The following is a 16,934-nucleotide window of genomic DNA, read 5'->3' as shown; positions in this document are numbered from 1 at the left end:
CCCGCCATGGCGCATGCCGGACCACGTGCCATGGCGGGATGGCAAGGCAACACGGCGAACTCCCCGGTTGCCGCCATTCCCGCGAAGGCGGGAATGGCGGCCTTGTTCGCCTGCCTGCTGCTCGCCACATCCACGGCAACGCGGGCGCAGGCGGCAACGACGGCAAGGGTGGCGGCGGCGGCGCCCGGGATTGCCGCGCTCGAACGCGCAGGCTGCGACGCCATCGCCGCCCGCGTCGACGCGCTGCCGGGCAACGCCCCGCTCCTGCTGCGCAGCTACGACAGCGGGCGCGGACAAGGCGCGCCCGCCCTGCCGCCGTTGCATTCGGCGGCGTTCACCTACGACAACGCGCTCGCCGTCATCGCCCTGCTCACCTGCGGCAGGCGGCCACAGGCGGAACGCATCGGCGAGGCGCTGCGGCGCGCGGCCATGCACGACACGCGCCTGCGCGATGCGTACCGCGCCGGCGTCGTCGAAGGTGACATGCCCCGGCCGAACGGCTGGCGCGACACGCAGCGGAAGCGCTGGATCGATGCCGCGCGGCAGTATGCCGGCGCGTACCAGGACGGCAGCTCGTGCGGGAACGTCGCCTGGACGGCGCTGGCGTTGCTGGCGCTGCACGACGCCACCGGCGACACGCGCTGGCGCGATGCCGCCGTGCACCTCGCCGGCTGGGTCGTCGCCCACGCGTCGGACGCGCGCGGCGCGGCCGGCTTCCTCGGCGGCGTCGAATCCTACCTGCGGGTGCCGCGCAAGGCGTCGTGGAAATCAACCGAGCACAACATCGACCTCGCCGCGATGTTCGCATGGCTGGCGCGGATCTCCGCGCCGGGCGGCGACTGGAGCGCACAGGCGCGGCGCGCCCGCGACTTCGTGGCGATGCAATGGGATGCCGTGAGCGGGCATTTCTGGGCGGGCACCGAGAGTGACGGCGCGACACCGCTGCGCTCGCCGTCCGCCCTCGACGTGCAGCTCTGGGCGCAGCTCCTGCCGGACGCACCGCCGACCTGGCGGCGCGCGCTGGACTGGGTCGAACGCGCGCATGCGGTCAAGGGCGGTTACGCGTTCACCGACGCCCGCGACGGCATGTGGACCGAAGGCACCGCGCAGGCCGCGCTCGCCTGGCGCCGGATCGGCGACGAGGCCATGGCGGACATGCTGCTCGCCTCGGTCGCGCAACAGGCCGCGCCGGGCGGCTTCCTCTACGCCACACCCGAGCCGCGCATCGTGGCGCTGTATGCCTGGTACTACCGCCGGCCATGCCTCGCCGCGACGGCGTGGGCCGTGATCGCCGCGTCAGACCGCAACCCCTACCTGCCCAGGAGCTTGGACGGTAGAAACAATTCGAGGCGAAAAGCCCGGATGCTTTCTGCCGCCCAGGCTCCCAGTCGCGCTTGCCATCCCGCGCCTGCGATGAGCATGCTTCCAACCTGTTCCGCAAAAACGAAGGGAACGTCATGGCACTTCACAAGACCCGCATAGCTTCCTTGATCGGCATCGCCCTGCTCGCCCTGGGCGGGACAACCGCGAACGCGAGCGGCGAGGCGCGCCCGTGGATGAATCCCGCGCTCACGCCCGACCAGCGCGCCGGACTGGTGCTGAAGGCGATGACGCAGGACGAGAAGTTCCGGCTAATCCGCGTCGATTTCGGCGATACCGAGAACGGCCACGTCATGGCGCCCGGCGCGCTGGGTTCCGCCGGCTACGGCCCGGCGATCACGCGGCTGGGCCTGCCGGCCCTGCAGGAGAGCGACGCCGGCCTGGGCGTGGCCAAGCCGCACAAGCTCGGCGCCACCGCCCTGCCCTCGGGCCTGGCCACCGCAGCCAGTTTCGATCCGGCAATCGCCTATGCCGGCGGCGCGATGATCGGCGGCGAGGCGCATCGCCGCGGCTTCAACGTGATGCTGGCCGGCGGCGTGGACCTGGTGCGCGACCCGCGCAACGGCCGCAATTTCGAATACGCGGGCGAAGACCCGTTGCTGGCCGGCGTGATCGCCGGCAACGCCATTGCCGGCATCCAGAGCCAGCACCTCGTCTCCACCATCAAGCACTACGCGCTCAACGACCTGGAAACCGACCGCACCACGCTGAGCGCGAACATCGACCGCGCCGCCGCGCGCGAATCGGACCTGCTCGCCTTCGAGATCGCCATCGCCACCGGCCATCCCGGTTCGGTGATGTGCTCGTACAACCGCATCAACAGCGTCTACGCGTGTGAGAACGACTGGCTGCTCAACCAGGTGCTGAAGCACGACTGGCACTACCCCGGCTTCGTGATGTCGGACTGGGGCGCGGTGCACAGCGGCGCGAAAGCCGCGCTGGCCGGGCTGGACCAGGAATCCGCCGGCGAAACCTTCGACAAGGAGGTGTACTTCGACCGGCCGCTGCGCGCCGCGGTGGCCTCCGGCGCGGTGCCGCAGTCGCGCATCGACGACATGGCGCGGCGCATCCTGCGCAGCCTGTTCGCGGCCGGCGTGATGGATCATCCGGCGAAGCAGGCGACCATCGATTTCGCCGCCGACCGCAAGGTGGCGCAGCGCGCCGAGGAAGCCGGCGCGGTGCTGCTGCGCAACCAGGAAGCGCTGCTACCCTTGCCCGCCGCGCAGTCCGTAGCGGTGATCGGCGGCCATGCCGACAAGGGCGTGCTCACCGGCGGCGGTTCCTCCGCGGTGCAGTCGCCACAGGGCAACGCGGTGCCGGGCCTGCCGCCCACGGAATGGCCGGGGCCGCGCATCTACCAGCCGTCCGCGCCGCTGGCCGCCATCCGGCAACACGCGCACGGCACGGTGAGCTACGCCGACGGCCAGGACATCGCCGCCGCCGCGAAACTGGCCGCCCAATCAAAAGTGGCGGTGGTATTCGTCGAGCAATGGGCGGCGGAAAGTTTCGACGCGCCACACCTCGCCCTGCCGGGCAATCAGGACGCGCTGGTGGAAGCCGTGGCCAGGGCCAACCCGCACACCGTCGTCGTGCTGGAGAACAACGGTCCGGTCGCCATGCCGTGGCTGGACAAGGTCGGCGCCGTGCTGGAAGCGTGGTACCCCGGCGCGGGCGGCGGCGAGGCGATCGCGCGGCTGTTGTACGGCGACGTCGATCCGTCCGGCCGCCTGCCGCTGAGCTGGCCGCGCGACGAATCGCAACTGCCGCGCCCGGGCATCTCCGGTGCCGGCCTCGCCGCCATCGGCCTGCCGCCGCAGGGACAGCCGGCGCAGGAGGTGGACTACACCATCGAAGGCGCCGACGTGGGTTACCGCTGGTACCAGCGCAAGCGGCTCGAACCGCTGTTCCCGTTCGGCTACGGCCTCACCTACACGCACTTCGACTACAGCGGCTTCGCGCCGCACCTGGCCAGCGGCAAGGTCACCGCCTCGTTCACCGTGACCAACCGCGGCGCGCGCGCCGGCGTGGACGTGCCGCAGCTCTACGTGACCCTGCCCGGTTCGGCCCAGGTGCGCCGTCTGGCCGGCTGGTGCCGCATCAGCCTGAAGCCCGGCCAGTCCGCGCACCTCACGGTCAACGCCGACCCGCGCCTGCTGGTGAACTTCGACGGCAAGGGCCAGCGCTGGCAGCAGCCGACGGGCGACTACCGCCTGCAGCTGGGCCACTCGGCGACGTCCTTCCAGGGTGAAGGCAAGCTGGCGCTGCCGGCCGCCGCCTGGGCCGCGGATGCCTCGCCGGCCGGCGTGGCGCAGCCCTGCCTGGTCGACGAGGCGCGGTGATGCGTACCACGCCGCCCTGCTGCGGCCTGCCGCAGCGGGGCGGCGCCCGTCCGGAGCCGCGACCCGGTACGCATCCGGTGCGCCGCTGCCGCTTTTTCGGTGCTTCGCCATCAAGCGGGAACGTAGGTCAGCCGGACCACGTCCTCGACGATCAAGTCGCTGGCCACCAGTCGCAGCCGCGGGCGAGGACCTGCGAAGAACGGCTTGCCGTGGCCAAGCACGACGGGATGGAGGTAGATCCGATACTCGTCGATCAGGCCGAGGTCGCCCAGGCTTCGCGCCAGGCCCGGCCCGGCGACTTCGAGCTCCCCGGCGAGCTCCGACTTCAGTCCCCGCACCACCGTCTCGATGCCGTCGGCGACCAGGGTGGCGTTCGGGCCGACCGACGCCAGCGAGCGCGACACCACCCACTTCGGCCGGCTCCGCCATGCCGCCGCGTAGTCGCGCCCCGCCGTATCCCATTCCGGATGGTCCTCGTCCCAGTAACGCATGACCTCGTACATGCCGCGGCCGTACACCATGCCCGCCAGCTCGCGCACCCGCTCCGTGAAGTGGCGAAAGAGCGCCGGATCCGGCGGCCCCAGAGCCTGGTGGTCGACGTAGCCGTCGAGGGACTGGTTCATTTCGAACACGAGTTTCGCCATGGAAAACCTCCACTCCCGCTTCGCCAGGAAATGCGCAGGCAGCCGACCCGCGCGCCGGGGCGCGCCCTGGCTGCCCTTCATCGCTGCGACGAACGGCCGGGCCCGGATTCGACCCGGGGCGGCCAAGGCTTTCAGTCTCCGGCCGGTGGCGCCGGCACCGACAGCGCGCGCCGCGCCATCGCAACCGTGGCCGCGAGGTCGGCGCCGGCTTCCAGCACGATGGCGTGCTCGTCCGCGGCGGGTTCCTCCAGCGTCGCCAGCTGGCTGTCGAGCAGGCTGGCCGGCATGAAGTGCCGCCGCTCGCGCAGGCGGCGCGCAAGTTCGTCGCGCGGCACGCGCAGGTAGAGCAGGCGCAGCGCCGGATCCGCCCGGCGCAGCACATCGCGGTAGGCGCGGCGCAACGCGGAGCAGGCCAGTACCGCGCCCTTCCCGCGGCGCGTCGCGATCGCCGCGGCCACCGCTTCGAGCCAGGGCTCGCGGTCCGCGTCGTCCAGCGGCAGGCCGGCGCTCATCTTCGCGATGTTCGCGGCGGAATGCAGCGTGTCGCCTTCCACGAAGTCCACGCCGCAGGCCTGCGCCAGCGCGGCGCCGACATGGCTCTTGCCACTGCCGGAAACGCCCATCACGACGATCGTCGGGCATGCCGGCGTCGGCTCCACCTGCAAGGCTGGCCCAGGAACGACGGATTGACCTGCTGCGTCCATCGAGGGATCACCGTCCGTGCAGGGGTTCCCCGCTCCCCGCCGCACCGGGCGCGTCCGGCAAGCCCGCCAGCCACGCCAGCACCGTCTTCGACAGTTCGAGGCGCTGGTCGGAATAGACATGGTCAGTCGGCAGGTGCGCGGTGCTCACGCGGGTGTCGCCCGCCTTGCGCAAGGCCGCGACGAAGGCGTCGTTCTCCGCGGCCATGCCGTCGTCCGAGGTGACCACCAGCACGCGGCGATCCTTCAGGGCGCCGGCCCTGGCCTGGAACGACCAGCCGGCGGCGTGCCGCAGCAGCTCGCGGGCGAGACCCTCCGGGGTGCAGCCGGCCAGCGGCACCATGCTTTGGCCGGCAAGCGCCGCGCTGGCGCGGGCAATCGCCCCGTGCTCGCCCTGCGTGGCCCGCAGCGACTGCATGCGTCCACCGAAGTCGACGGCGGAAATCGTGGCGAAGGCCTTGATGGCCGGATCGCCGGCCGCCGCTTCCACCGCCGTGAAACCGCCCATGCTGTGGCCGATCAGCACGATGCGGTCCGGGTCGAGCCGCAGCTTGGCGGCGACGCCGGGCTGGCGCAGGTAGGCCAGCGCGGCCGCAGTGTCCTCGATGCCGTGCGCGAACGAGAAGTCGCCCGGCGTGCCCCACGAGCCGCGGTAGTCGAAATACAGCACGTCCCAGCCCGCGCGGCGCATGTCCTGCGCCAGGTCGAGGTTGCGCTCGTAGCCGGGGAGCCCGTGCAGCAGGACCACCGCCGGGTGCGGTCCGGCGCCGGCGGCGACATAGACCAGCGCATTCAGCCCCGCACCGTGGCTGGGGATCTGCATCACCTGCATTTCCGCGCGATCGCCCCCCTTGGGGGCGACGACGGGCTTGTCCGCCGCCGGCTGTGCGCCCAGCCGCGCAGGTGCCAGGCCGAGCAGGCCGGCAAGGACAAACGAGAAGGCGACGGTGGTCGCTGCGCGATGCATGACGGTTCTCCCGTGGTCGCCGCCGTGCGCCGCTGCGCCCGTGGCATGGTCGGCGGACTGTAGCAAAGACCGGGCGGGTTCCGGCCGCGGTGACGGCAAGCACTTTAGGCTGCCGCAAACGCCACCATGTAGCAGGCAGTCCCGCCGCCGGAGATCGCCATGACCGCCTACCGCAAGACGCCCGAAGCGCTGGCCGCGCTCACTCCCGAGCAATACCGGGTAACCCAGCAGGGTGCCACCGAATACCCCGGCACCGGCGAACACCTGCACCAGTCGGCGGCGGGCATCTATGTCGACGTGGTATCCGGCGAGCCGCTGTTCGCCTCCTCGGACAAGTTCGAATCCGGTTGCGGCTGGCCCAGCTTCACCAAGCCGATCGAGCCGGCCAGCGTGCGGGAGCTGCGTGACACCTCGCACGGCATGATCCGCACCGAGGTGCGCTCCGCCCACGGCGACAGCCACCTCGGCCACGTCTTCCCCGACGGCCCGCGCGAGCGCGGCGGCCTGCGCTACTGCATCAACTCCGCCTCGCTGCGCTTCATACCGCGCGAGGCGATGGAGGCCGAAGGCTACGGCCGCTACCTCGACCAGGTGGAGGACGTGCGATGAGCAGCGAACGCGCCATCCTCGCCGGCGGCTGCTTTTGGGGCATGCAGGAGCTGATCCGCCGGCAACCGGGCGTGCTCTCCACCCGCGTGGGCTACGCCGGCGGCGACGTGCCGAACGCCACCTACCGCCACCACGGCACGCATGCCGAAGCGGTGGAGATCGTGTTCGACCCCGCGCGCACGAGTTACCGCGCGCTGCTGGAATTCTTTTTCCAAATCCACGACCCCAGCACGCCGAACCGGCAGGGCAACGACCGCGGCAGCTCGTACCGCTCGATGATCCTCTACACCAGCGAGGCGCAGAAACGCATCGCCCTGGAAACCATCGCCGACGTGGACGCTTCCGGCCTGTGGCCGGGCAAGGCAGTGACCGAGGTCGCGCCGGCGGGCGATTTCTGGGAGGCCGAACCGGAGCACCAGGACTACCTGCAGCACTACCCCGACGGCTACACCTGCCACTACCCGCGGCCGGGCTGGCGCCTGCCGCGCAAAGAAAGCGTGGCCCGCTGAATCGTGGCACAGCCCGCCGCACGTGGCCGGCCTCCACGGCGCGCGCTGCGAACCACGCCACCCTCGCCTGACCGCGCGCACGGCGGGGCCTGATCCGCCACGCAGCCGAGTTGCCCCGGCCGAACATGTTCAACACGATCCGAAACTGGCGCGCGCGGCGCATCGTCGCGCGGCACCCGCTCGCCGAGGCGCCCTGGCAGGACGCGCTCCGGCGCTGCGCGCCGGCGCGCCGGCTGGGCGCTTCCGACCAGGCCGCCTTGCGCGTGCTGGCAACGCTGTTCCTGGAGCGCAAGTCGCTGGAGCCGGTGAAGGGGCTGGAACTGGACGACGCCGACCGCGTGCTGCTCGCCACCCACGCCTGCCTGCCCATCCTGAAACTGGGGCTCGACTGGTACGACGGCTGGCACAGCCTCATCGTCTACCCCGGCGCATTCATTCCCGGCCGCACGCAAACCGACGCTGCCGGCGTGGAACACCGGACCCGCACCGTGATGGCCGGCGAAGCATGGGGGCGCGGGCCGGTGATCGTCTCGTGGGCGGACGTGCTGCACGGCGGCAGCCGGCCGGGCCACAACGTGGTCGTCCACGAAATGGCCCACAAGCTCGACATGCTCAACGGCGACGCCAACGGTTTCCCGCCCCTGCACCGGCGCATGGACCGCCGCGTGTGGACCCGGGTGTTCTCGGGCGCATGGGACCGCCTGCACGAAGACCGGCGCAACGGCGCCGAGTTGCCGATCGACCCGTATGCGCTGGAGAGCCCGGCCGAATTCTTCGCGGTGGCCAGCGAACAGTTCTTCGAAAGCCCGGCCCACCTGCAGCAGCATCTGCCGGAGGTCTACCGCCAGCTTGAGTTGTTCTACCGGCAGCATCCGTTCTGAGAGGCAAGACTCCATCGCTCCCCCTCCGGGTCACGCCCGGCGCCGGAAAAGTTTGCCGGCGCGGCTCAGGTGCCGCGGGCACCGCTTACGGCGCCAGGATCCGCGGCACCAGCGCGTGCCACCCTGGCGTGTCCCACAAGAAGTAGGTGGCCACGGCAAACGGCAGGTACAGGCCCAGCCAGACCAGGTACGCGCGTTCCACCGTCCGATGCCGGACCACGTCCCACAGGAAGATCGGCGACACCACCAGCAGCGGGTAAAGCAGGGTCGACAGCGGGCTGGCCGGGCCGGTGGTCGGCAGCCAGGCGATGCGGTCGACCGCCGCCATCAGCGGGACGGCCACCGCAAGGAACATCATCCGCTTGTGGAAGCCCGGATCGGTCCGCCGCGCGTGCAGGGCCAGCCCGATGCAGATGGGGAACAGGACGCCGGCGGTCGCCTGGAGCAAGGCGATGTTGTCGAGGAACTGCAGCGTCTGCCGCAGCTTTTCCTGCACCGGCGGCGGTGCCGCCTGGGCGCCGTGCCAGACCTGCTGGTAGATCTTCGGCACCAGGATGAACCCGGCGACGACGATGGCCGGAACGAGCAGGAAAGCCACGCGTCCCAGCAGCATGTGCCGGTCGCGCCGTCCGGTCGCCATCAGCCAGGCCTGGGCCAGCAGCACCAGCAGGAAGGCCCCCATCAGCACCGCATGCACGTGCAGGATGGGCGGGAAAGGCGGCCGGGCCCCGGCCCGCACCATTGCCACTTTCATGATCGCGTCCGGAACGAAACCGGTCAGCGTGATGGCGATGAAGAACACCGCCATGAAGACCCAGATCCAGCGATCGATCGCCAGGGCAAGCGGCCTGGCAGGCACATGCAGCGGTTGCGCGTAATTCGTGGCCATCACACACCCCCTACTCGTTCCGCAACGGATGGCTCAACCGGGACCGGCCACCTTGGTAGTCCAAGGCGCCGGATGCACCGATGAGCCCGATTGCGCAATGCGCCTCCGCTCCCGCCGCGACGCGCTGGAACGAAGGCGCTTGCGCCCCTTGAAGCCGATACGTCCCCTCACTACCCCAGCACGCCCTCTCCGGACGGACACCACGCCTCCGGCGCCACCACAGCTCTCTCCCGAAAGACTCCTGCCGCGGTGGCGGAGCCGGCGCGGCACAACCCCGCAAGCCTTCGGGGCCATGCCTCGCCGCCCATCCCAGGAAAAGCCAACGCCCCCAGGCGGCTCGACCGGGCGCAAGTATTTGCGCGGCGGCCATGGTGTGCTTTCCGGACCCGGCGCGCAACAGCCCGGGCCGGAAGGCAAAAAGGTGCCAGGGACACTATGGGCGATGCCGAACGGACCAACGCCACCTGGCCACGTTCCTTGCCTGAGACCGGGGCCCGACGTGGGCGAGCCGTCAAGCCCAGGAACGTCGGCACCGCCCGCTCCGCCCTGCGGTCTGCCGGAAGGGCGGGCACCGTGTCGCCGTCGAGTTGTGCCCGCGCCGGCGCTCGTTCACAGTGGGCAGCCATTCCGACCCGTTCGGGATGCCGGGGAGTGGCGCAGGCCGCGGCCTCGCCGGATTCGACAGCAACGCGCTCCGGCTGCGGAGCGCATCGGGGAGCAGCATGAAGACTCGTCGCGATTTTCTCACCCAGGCGCCGCTGGGCCTGCTGGGTGCCGTGGTGGCCGGCAATGCCCTGGCGCAGACCGGGCAGAACCCCGCCCCGGCCACGCCGCCGCCCGGTTCGCCGGGCGCGTTCAACACCGCGCCGCCGGCGGGGCCGAAGCTCAGCACGGCCACCTTCGCCGAAGCGGAGAAGCTGGCACAGGTGAGCATGACCGAGGCGCAGCGCGCGATGGCGGTGGCCAACTGGCCCACTTCCATGGCCGCGCTGCTGGAGCGCCGCACCGGCCCGCGCAAGGTCGCACTGCAAGAAGGGCTGGCGCCGGCCACCACCTGGTTCCCGGCGATGGGCCGCGCCCACGTCGGCCCCGCGCAGGATCGCTTCGCGCCATCCAAGGTGGCGGCCGCGCCGCTGCCGGCGAAGGACGAAGACATCGCCTTCGCTTCCGTGGCCCAGCTCGGCGCGTGGATCCGCGCGCGCAAGCTCAGCTCTACCCGGCTCACGAAGATCTACCTCGAACGCCTGAAGCGCTACGACCCACAGCTGCGCTGCGTCATCACGCTGTGCGAGGAGCACGCGCTGAAGCAGGCCGCGCAGGCCGACAAGGAAATCGCCGCCGGCCACTACCGCGGCCCGCTGCACGGCATCCCGTGGGGCGCCAAGGACCTGCTCGACACCGCCGGCATCGCCACCACCTACGGCGCCGAGCCGTTCAAGCACCGCGTGCCGAAGGACGACGGCGCGGTCACCCGCAAGCTCAACGAGGCGGGCGCGGTTCTGGTGGCCAAGCTCAGCCTGGGCGCACTGGCGCTCAACGACATCTGGTTCGGCGGCCAGACCATGAACCCGTGGCTGCTCAAGGAAGGCGCCTCCGGCTCCAGCGCCGGCCCGGCCTCGGCCACGGCGGCCGGCCTGGTGGCCTTCGCCATCGGCAGCGAAACCCAGGGCAGCATCATCAGCCCGTGCATGCGCTGCGGCACCACCGGCCTGCGCCCCACCTACGGCCGCGTGCCGCGCACCGGCGCCATGACCTTGTGCTGGACGATGGACAAGCTCGGGGCGATCACCCGCACGGTGGAGGACACCATGCTGGTGCTCGAAACCATCCGCGGCACCGATCCGGGCGACACCGCCAGCGTGGCGGCGCACTTCGACTACGACGCGGGCGCTTCGATCAAGGGCCTCAAGGTCGGCTACTTCCCCGGCTGGATGAAGGAGGCGCCGGCCACGGATCTCGACCGCGCCGCCCTCGACCAGCTGCGCGCGCTCGGCCTGGTGCCCACCGAGGTGTCCCTGCCCGACTGGCCGTACGACGACCTCAACGTGCTGCTGTTCGCCGAATCCGCCGCGGCCTTCGAAGAGCTCACCCTCTCCGGCGCCGCCGACCGGATGCGCGTGCAGACCCCGGATGCCTGGCCCAACCTGTTCCGCGAATCGCGCTTCCTCTCCGCCGTGGACTTCGTGCAGGCCGACCGCCTGCGTCGCAAGGTGGCGAAGGAGATGGAGCGCGTGATGGGCGAGGTGGACCTGCTGCTCGTGCCCTCGCTGCGCGACGAGATGATGGTGATCTCCAACATGACCGGCCAGCCCTCGCTCACCCTGCGCACCGGCTTCGTGGAAGTGAGCGAAGTACGCAGCGACTGGGCGCCCGATCCGCAGCACCCGCTGCCGAAACTGGGCAAGCCGCACCGCGTGCCCTACGGCGTCACCCTGATCGGCCGCCTGTTCGAGGAAGGCACGCTGGGCCGCGTGGGCCGCGCGCTGGAGGCCAAGGCGGCGGCGGGCGGGGAGCGGCCTCCTGGCTTCTGATCCGCGTGGTCCGGTGCGGTCGGCTGGATCGAAAACGTGCCGGGGCGACCCGGCGCGTCTCTTGGTAATACCCAATTACGCCGCAATCCGCTCGATCCGGTCGACGGCCTCGCCGAGTGTCCGGTGCGCCTCTTCCAGATCGTAGTCCGCCTGGAGTCCCAGCCAGAAGCGCTCGCTGGTCCCCAGGGCCGCAGCCAGGCGCACGGCCGTATCTGCCGTGACACCGCGCTTGCCGAGCACGATCTCGTTGATGCGGCGCGGCGACACGCCGGCCGCGCGCGCCAGGGCGTTCTGGCTGATGCCCATCGGCGTAAGGAACTCCTCGAGCAACACTTCGCCGGGATGGATGTTGGGCAGGCTCTTCATGATCGACTCGTTGGCATCAGTGGTAGTCGACGATTTCCACGTCGTGGGCGTCACCGTCAATCCAGCGGAAACAAACGCGCCATTGATCGTTGATGCGGATGCTGTGCTGGCCTTTGCGTTGGCCCTTCAGGGCTTCCAGCCGATTGGCTGGAGGAATGCGCAGATCATCCAGCACCGAAGCGTTTGCCAGCATGCGAAGCTTGCGGCGCGCTACGGACTGGATATCGGCAGGCAAGCGCCGGGAGAGCGTCCCGCCCCAGATCTTCTCCGCTTCCCTGTCGGCAAAGTTCCTGATCACGGACGAACCATAACGCCATCCGTCATATGACGCAAATCGTCATGGCCCGACCGCAGGGAATGCCAGCTGTTGCGACGACGCCGGCTCCGGACCTCCGCGATGGCCGGGCCGGCCATCGCGGAGCATCCCTTTCCACAACGTCACCGAAGGGTGACGTCACTCGCCCTTACGGCAACCACTGGGCTCGGATGGTCAGGCCGGTGACGGCGGCCCGGGCATGCACCAGGACGTAGTACGTACCGGGCTTCGGATTGCTCCAGGTGCACAGCTCGTTGTTGCCGGCATGGTACGAGCGGCAGTTGTAGCTGGTCAGCGTCGGCGCCGAGCCGTATTTGACGTACAGATCGGCGTTGCCCGTCCCGTTCACGGTCATCACCTCGCTGTAGGTGGTGCCGCTGGGGATCGTCACGGTGTACCGCAGATCCCCACCCGTGGAGATCTTCAAACCGGTCACGGGGATGTCGTTCTGCAGCTGGCCGCCCGGTGCAGGTGCAGGTGCAGGTGCAGGTGCGGGTGCGGGTGCGGGTGCGGGTGCGGGTGCGGGTGCGGGTGCGGGTGCGGGTGCGGGTGCGGGTGCCGGTGCAGGTGCGGGCGCAGGTGCGGGCGCAGGTGCGGGCGCAGGTGCCGGGGGCGGCGGAACCGCGGTCACGGTGCCGCCGCCGCTGACGTTGAAGGCAAGCACGCCGTTGGCGCTAACCATGAACGTACCGCCGGGCGACACGCTTACCTGCTGCTGTCCGTTGACGTTGGCCACCGTCACCGAATAGCCCGTCTGCGGGACCAGCTCGGTGACCACGTGAGTGGCGGCATTCGCGGGCACGGTGTAGCTGATGGCCCCGCTGATGGGCGTGCCGGCGGCCCCGGCGCTGTTGATCACCACGTCGTTGCCATCACTGCCCGACAGGCTCACGCCCACGATGGCGCCCGCGTTGACGGTGACGGGCGTGGCGGAGGCCACGGCCGTCGGCGACGACGAGGTATCGAACACGTTCAACCACTGCTGGCTGAGGCCTGCGGCAGGCGCGCGCTCCTGCACCTGCCACACCTTCACCGGGTTGCTGGTCGGATACAGGCCGACCGTGGTGGTAGTCGCATTGGCGGGGAGCACCGAGGTCATCGCGCCGGCGTAGGTTCCGTTGTAGGTCACGTCCAGCCGTGTCTCGCCGGTGGGCGCCGAGCCCTTGGCCGGGGCGGCCGGGAAATGCCACGCCAGGTACTGGTCGTAGGCGCTGCTACCGGCGGTGGTGCGGTCGTGAACGACGAACCGGTGCGGCCGCAGGTACACCACCTCGCGCGACCAGGCCGCCACGGCCGGGCCGGCGGAGAACGTGCGATACATGTCCTCGATATGTTCGGCGCGGGTATAGACGTACGGCCCACCGTCCTCGAACGCCGCGATGTGCGTGCGCACCTGGTTGTCTTCGGTGGTTGCCGCGGCCTGCGAACCGCCTTCGACGATCGTGCTGCCGTTTTTGTTGAATACGTAGAAGATGTTGTAGAGCTGGCGGTTGCCCATGTAGAGCGTACCGTTGCTGCTGCCGTAGTTGTCGTTGTAGATGAGGTTTTCGTCCGCACTGCCGGTGGGTCCGTGCACCATCCAGCCGCCGGCGTTGACCAGCAGCGGCGTATTGCCCTGCGTCAGCGCCAGGCTGCCTTGGTCGAAGTACTCCTCGCCCTGCGACGGCGCATTGGTGTAGGGCCCTGCGCGGAATGACATCCAGCTGGCGGCGGTGCCCCAGTCCGAGCGCGCCGCCACCGCGTTCATGCCCTTGGCGAAGTACGACAGCGGCAGGGACGTAAGCGATGTGGTGGGCGCGGCAGGGTTGGTCTCCAGGAACAGCAGCCATGGCGCCGAGGAATTGAAACCATTGGTGGCCGTGCTGACCTCGTTGAGGTACTCGTGGAATACGCCCACACTGGGCGACTTCCAGAACCCGATCTCGCCCAGGATCATCTCCGCCAGGCCTACCTGCGTGGTGCCGGGCATCCCGATGCCGACAGGCGAGCCATCCGCGTGGTTCGTGTCGCGGTCGTCGAAATACGCACGCGACGGCCAGGTGAATTGGATCATGTAGTCGGCGCTGTCCAGCGGGAAGCTGTACGGTGCCGCCGTGGCGTGGATGATGTCCGTGCCGGTCGCCGTCATCACTTCGCGGGCGGGCAGCGTCATGTTGAGGATGCCGAACGGCGCGTAGTTGCCATAGCCTTCCGGCCAGCCGCCGCCGGCCAGGTGCTGCGCGTAGAACGGCTGCACGCGCTGGCCGAACTGGTTGGTGTACCAGTCGTTCCACTGCGCCGGCGCGCTGGGGTTGTCCCCGTAGGTGCCCAGTGCAATGGCCGCCTTGGCGTGGAAATAGCCGGCGAAGTAGTTGCTCTGCGGGTGGTTGTATTCGAACGTCTGCGTTTCGAAGGACGTCACCCACGCATTGGCGGTGGTGTAGACCTGGGTCCGCTGCGCCGGGGTCAGCAGGTCGTACAGCCAGTCGTAGCCCAGGCCGAAGCCCACACCGTAGAAGCGTATGGCGTAGCCGTCATCGACGTTCGGGTTCTCACCCTGGCTGCCGTACGGTGCAGCCATCTTCATCAGGATATCGACCGCCTTCGCACCGTAAGTGGCCGCAGCGGTCGGGTTGCTGGTCTTCAAGGTCTGATAGCACAGCCCCTCGGACAGCAGTGCCGGCAGGTAGGACTCGCCCTGGTAACCCGAGCCGATATTGGGCAGGTTCGGGTAGGCGGTGCCGGTCGGATAATTCACCGTGCCGCCGATGTAGGAGTCGCAGACCGTCTTCAGCATCTGCCACTCGGGCGTGTTGGCGGCGGCGTTCTGGCGCAGGGCCGAAAGGGTCGGCGCGTCGAGGATCAGCCGGGGATGCGCCGCGGTCACGGCGGGCGCCGTCGCGGCAAAAGCATTCGCGGACAACGTAGTGATCAGCAGGGTCAACAGCGTGGCGCAACTACCTGCGCCCACACCGCGCAGGAACCTGGACGGCTTGCCCAGCGCGCGCGGAGCGGCGGCGGCAACGGTTGAAGCGACGGCAGGGTTGGAAGCGAGGGCGCACGCGAGACGCCCCGCCGCGACATTGCGGGGAAAATTCATTCAAGACTCCAAGACTCGTCGGTTCCCCGGGTGCCTGCGACAAGCCTTCGTCTACATCTCGGGGGGGAATGGACCAAGCTCCGATCCGACGTAGCAAGCTACGCAGGCGAACCTTTACCAATCGTTAGGCCGCCCCGGGGCGGCGCAAGAAAAACGTGATCACTATCCCTGTTTTCGCAACCGGCCCCGAAGCGGGGCCTTCACCCGCCCAACGAGGGGGCGATTCGCTTGCCCGCGAGGGCGGGCATCACCTGCACCGCCCCGGCCCCAGGCACGCCACCACCGCCCTGGGATGGCCCGACTCCCACGACTCGACCTATCCGATACCCCGCAACACATCGTCCAGCAAGGCACTAACGGCCTGCCCTGTTTCCTGGATGACACCGACCGGCGCCGCCACCTGCACTTGCTGCGCCAGGCACCGCTCGGCACACCGTGCGCACCGGATGCGGAGCCTCCCCTCCCACTGCGGCCAACGTGACAATGCGCAGCTCACGCCCCACACGGCCTGCACCGCCCTTGTCGCCGCGGTACCAGATCGCGCCAGGACCTTCTATCGCCTCGGCATGAAGCCTTGGCTGGCGCCACTTGGCCAAAACCCATGGCCCTTTTAATGTATCGGCGACAACAGGGGCACTCATGAAACCGACGCCGATGGCTGGGATGCTTTGGCCGCCATGCTTGCCACCTGCTGCGTAGCGCCTTGGGTGGCTTCCGCTCCCTTTCCGCTTCGTCCGCAGCCTTGAGCCGCAAGCTCCAACTACCATCCGACAGATTTCCGGACACCGCTCCCGTGTTCGACAGCCGAATTCCAAACGCGAGGATTCCACCCATGCCACGTTTCCACGTTCTCCGCCGCACCGCCCTGGGCGTGAGCCTCGGCCTGGCCGCTGCCTGCATGGCGCCGGCCGCCTTCGCCACCGCGCCGGACACGGTGACCTTCGCGGCCAACAGCGTCTGGGCGCAGGAAATCGGCAACCTCGACCCTGCCACCATCGCGCACGACTACACGGTGGCGATCGCGGCAGGCAAGACCTTGCAGCTCAACCTGCTCAGCAACAATGCGAATGTGTATTTCAAGGTCACCGACCAGACACTCGGCAAAGAGCTGCTCGACTCCCACAAGACGGGTGCCTCGACCTGGTCGACGCCCAACGCGACGGCCACCACCTACACGATCCAGGTGTACATGGACCCTGCCGCGGTGAAGCGCAACGAAGTCGCGAAATACGCCTTGCAGGTCGGGCAATACGGGGCCGCGGACCTGCAGCCACCGACCACCGCCGTGACCTTCCAGCCCAACCAGCCCTGGGCGGTGGAACAGGCGAGCCTGGCGGCCGGCGCCACCGCGCACGACTACACCGTCGCCCTGGCGGCAGGCACCACCGTCTCGGTCCACCTCGTCGCGAGCAACCCCCAGTTGCATTTCAAGGTGCAGGACCCGAGCCACCAACAGCTGGTCGACACCGGCACGACCGCCACCAACACCTGGTCCGCGCCAGTGGCCACGGCGACGACCTACACGATCCAGGTGTACGTCGATCCCGCGGCGATGCCGTCCGGACAACGGGCAACGTTCGCGCTGCAGGTCGGTCAATTCGCGGCCGGCGGCGCACAACCGGCCGGCGCCACCACGGCCGCGTCGCCCGCGGCGGCCACATCGGCATCCCTCACGCCGGCCTCGCAGTAAGCCACGGCACCGGCCGGACGCCGGGATCGACGC

The 16,934-nt window shown here is 69.7% G+C and carries 14 protein-coding genes; 7 read left to right on the top strand and 7 right to left on the bottom strand.

Going from position 1 to position 16,934, the window contains the following annotated elements; all coding sequences use genetic code 11:
* Positions 1–30 precede the first annotated feature (30 nt).
* The gene (locus tag AC2EWF_RS09630; protein ID WP_483639165.1) at positions 31–1,482 is read left to right on the top strand and encodes a hypothetical protein; all 1,452 of its coding nucleotides are present in this window, start codon (positions 31–33) and stop codon (positions 1,480–1,482) included.
* Positions 1,458–3,719, top strand: a complete 2,262-nt coding sequence (locus tag AC2EWF_RS09625; RefSeq protein ID WP_483639164.1) for a beta-glucosidase — start codon at positions 1,458–1,460, stop codon at positions 3,717–3,719. Before AC2EWF_RS09630 ends, AC2EWF_RS09625 begins: the two co-directional genes overlap by 25 nt.
* 110 nt (positions 3,720–3,829) lie before the next feature.
* On the opposite strand, the gene AC2EWF_RS09620 is transcribed toward AC2EWF_RS09625, so the two are convergent.
* From AC2EWF_RS09620 to AC2EWF_RS09610, 3 genes are all read right to left on the bottom strand, one after another.
* Complete coding sequence (locus AC2EWF_RS09620; RefSeq protein WP_483639163.1) at positions 3,830–4,363, bottom strand: dihydrofolate reductase family protein; 534 nt, start codon at positions 4,361–4,363, stop codon at positions 3,830–3,832.
* A gap of 131 nt (positions 4,364–4,494) precedes the next feature.
* Positions 4,495–4,986 carry a gluconokinase gene (locus tag AC2EWF_RS09615; RefSeq protein WP_483639162.1) on the bottom strand — a complete coding sequence of 164 codons (492 nt, stop codon included), beginning with the start codon at positions 4,984–4,986 and terminating at the stop codon, positions 4,495–4,497.
* 88 nt (positions 4,987–5,074) lie between these two features.
* Positions 5,075–6,031, bottom strand: coding sequence for an alpha/beta hydrolase (locus tag AC2EWF_RS09610; RefSeq protein WP_483639161.1), 957 nt, complete (start codon positions 6,029–6,031; stop codon positions 5,075–5,077).
* Between the two features lie 159 nt (positions 6,032–6,190).
* Here AC2EWF_RS09610 and msrB point away from each other — a divergent pair, with 159 nt between their 5' ends.
* The 3 genes from msrB to AC2EWF_RS09595 all read left to right on the top strand — a co-directional run bounded on the left by msrB (position 6,191) and on the right by AC2EWF_RS09595 (position 8,030).
* Positions 6,191–6,640 (top strand): peptide-methionine (R)-S-oxide reductase MsrB, encoded by a 450-nt coding sequence (gene msrB, locus AC2EWF_RS09605; protein ID WP_483639160.1) that lies wholly within the window; start codon positions 6,191–6,193, stop codon positions 6,638–6,640.
* Positions 6,637–7,149 carry a peptide-methionine (S)-S-oxide reductase MsrA gene (gene msrA / locus AC2EWF_RS09600; RefSeq protein WP_483639159.1) on the top strand — a complete coding sequence of 171 codons (513 nt, stop codon included), beginning with the start codon at positions 6,637–6,639 and terminating at the stop codon, positions 7,147–7,149. The genes msrB and msrA overlap by 4 nt, the downstream gene beginning before the upstream one ends.
* A gap of 125 nt (positions 7,150–7,274) precedes the next feature.
* The gene (locus AC2EWF_RS09595; protein ID WP_483639158.1) at positions 7,275–8,030 is read left to right on the top strand and encodes a M90 family metallopeptidase; all 756 of its coding nucleotides are present in this window, start codon (positions 7,275–7,277) and stop codon (positions 8,028–8,030) included.
* Positions 8,031–8,115: 85 nt separating this feature from the next.
* Here the strand turns inward: AC2EWF_RS09595 and AC2EWF_RS09590 are convergent, their stop codons facing one another.
* On the bottom strand, positions 8,116–8,838 hold the full coding sequence (locus tag AC2EWF_RS09590; RefSeq protein ID WP_483639157.1) for a hypothetical protein: 723 nt from the start codon (positions 8,836–8,838) through the stop codon (positions 8,116–8,118).
* Between the two features lie 803 nt (positions 8,839–9,641).
* On the opposite strand from AC2EWF_RS09590, the gene AC2EWF_RS09585 reads away from it, so the two are divergent.
* Complete coding sequence (locus AC2EWF_RS09585) at positions 9,642–11,450, top strand: amidase (protein ID WP_483639156.1); 1,809 nt, start codon at positions 9,642–9,644, stop codon at positions 11,448–11,450.
* Between the two features lie 75 nt (positions 11,451–11,525).
* Here AC2EWF_RS09585 and AC2EWF_RS09580 read toward each other — a convergent pair whose 3' ends face one another.
* From AC2EWF_RS09580 to AC2EWF_RS09570, 3 genes are all read right to left on the bottom strand, one after another.
* On the bottom strand, positions 11,526–11,816 hold the full coding sequence (locus tag AC2EWF_RS09580) for a HigA family addiction module antitoxin (protein WP_483639155.1): 291 nt from the start codon (positions 11,814–11,816) through the stop codon (positions 11,526–11,528).
* Between the two features lie 16 nt (positions 11,817–11,832).
* Positions 11,833–12,114: a type II toxin-antitoxin system RelE/ParE family toxin gene (locus AC2EWF_RS09575; RefSeq protein ID WP_483639154.1), complete on the bottom strand. Its 282-nt coding sequence runs from the start codon at positions 12,112–12,114 to the stop codon at positions 11,833–11,835.
* A gap of 166 nt (positions 12,115–12,280) precedes the next feature.
* Positions 12,281–15,211, bottom strand: a complete 2,931-nt coding sequence (locus AC2EWF_RS09570; protein WP_483639153.1) for a PPC domain-containing protein — start codon at positions 15,209–15,211, stop codon at positions 12,281–12,283.
* An 832-nt stretch (positions 15,212–16,043) separates the two neighbouring features.
* Between AC2EWF_RS09570 and AC2EWF_RS09565 the strand changes: the two genes are divergently transcribed.
* Positions 16,044–16,901 carry a hypothetical protein gene (locus tag AC2EWF_RS09565; RefSeq protein WP_483639152.1) on the top strand — a complete coding sequence of 286 codons (858 nt, stop codon included), beginning with the start codon at positions 16,044–16,046 and terminating at the stop codon, positions 16,899–16,901.
* The last annotated feature ends 33 nt before the right edge of the window (positions 16,902–16,934 follow it).

It is taken from the genome of Rhodanobacter sp. sgz306013, assembly GCF_057031145.1.
The sequence above is the reverse complement of the archived record's forward strand: the minus strand, read 5'-3'. Positions and strand labels throughout refer to the sequence as shown.

Bases quoted from the DNA above. Each gene is read 5' to 3' on its own strand.
- msrB (WP_483639160.1), top strand. From the start codon at position 6,191: ATGACCGCCTACCGCAAGACGCCCGAAGCGCTGGCCGCGCTCACTCCC.
- msrA (WP_483639159.1), top strand. From the start codon at position 6,637: ATGAGCAGCGAACGCGCCATCCTCGCCGGCGGCTGCTTTTGGGGCATG.
- AC2EWF_RS09625 (WP_483639164.1), top strand. From the start codon at position 1,458: ATGGCACTTCACAAGACCCGCATAGCTTCCTTGATCGGCATCGCCCTG.
- AC2EWF_RS09620 (WP_483639163.1), bottom strand. From the start codon at position 4,363: ATGGCGAAACTCGTGTTCGAAATGAACCAGTCCCTCGACGGCTACGTC.
- AC2EWF_RS09585 (WP_483639156.1), top strand. From the start codon at position 9,642: ATGAAGACTCGTCGCGATTTTCTCACCCAGGCGCCGCTGGGCCTGCTG.
- AC2EWF_RS09630 (WP_483639165.1), top strand. From the start codon at position 31: ATGGCGGGATGGCAAGGCAACACGGCGAACTCCCCGGTTGCCGCCATT.
- AC2EWF_RS09565 (WP_483639152.1), top strand. From the start codon at position 16,044: ATGCCACGTTTCCACGTTCTCCGCCGCACCGCCCTGGGCGTGAGCCTC.
- AC2EWF_RS09610 (WP_483639161.1), bottom strand. From the start codon at position 6,031: ATGCATCGCGCAGCGACCACCGTCGCCTTCTCGTTTGTCCTTGCCGGC.
- AC2EWF_RS09595 (WP_483639158.1), top strand. From the start codon at position 7,275: ATGTTCAACACGATCCGAAACTGGCGCGCGCGGCGCATCGTCGCGCGG.
- AC2EWF_RS09580 (WP_483639155.1), bottom strand. From the start codon at position 11,816: ATGAAGAGCCTGCCCAACATCCATCCCGGCGAAGTGTTGCTCGAGGAG.
- AC2EWF_RS09615 (WP_483639162.1), bottom strand. From the start codon at position 4,986: ATGGGCGTTTCCGGCAGTGGCAAGAGCCATGTCGGCGCCGCGCTGGCG.
- AC2EWF_RS09590 (WP_483639157.1), bottom strand. From the start codon at position 8,838: ATGGCGGTGTTCTTCATCGCCATCACGCTGACCGGTTTCGTTCCGGAC.
- AC2EWF_RS09570 (WP_483639153.1), bottom strand. From the start codon at position 15,211: ATGAATTTTCCCCGCAATGTCGCGGCGGGGCGTCTCGCGTGCGCCCTC.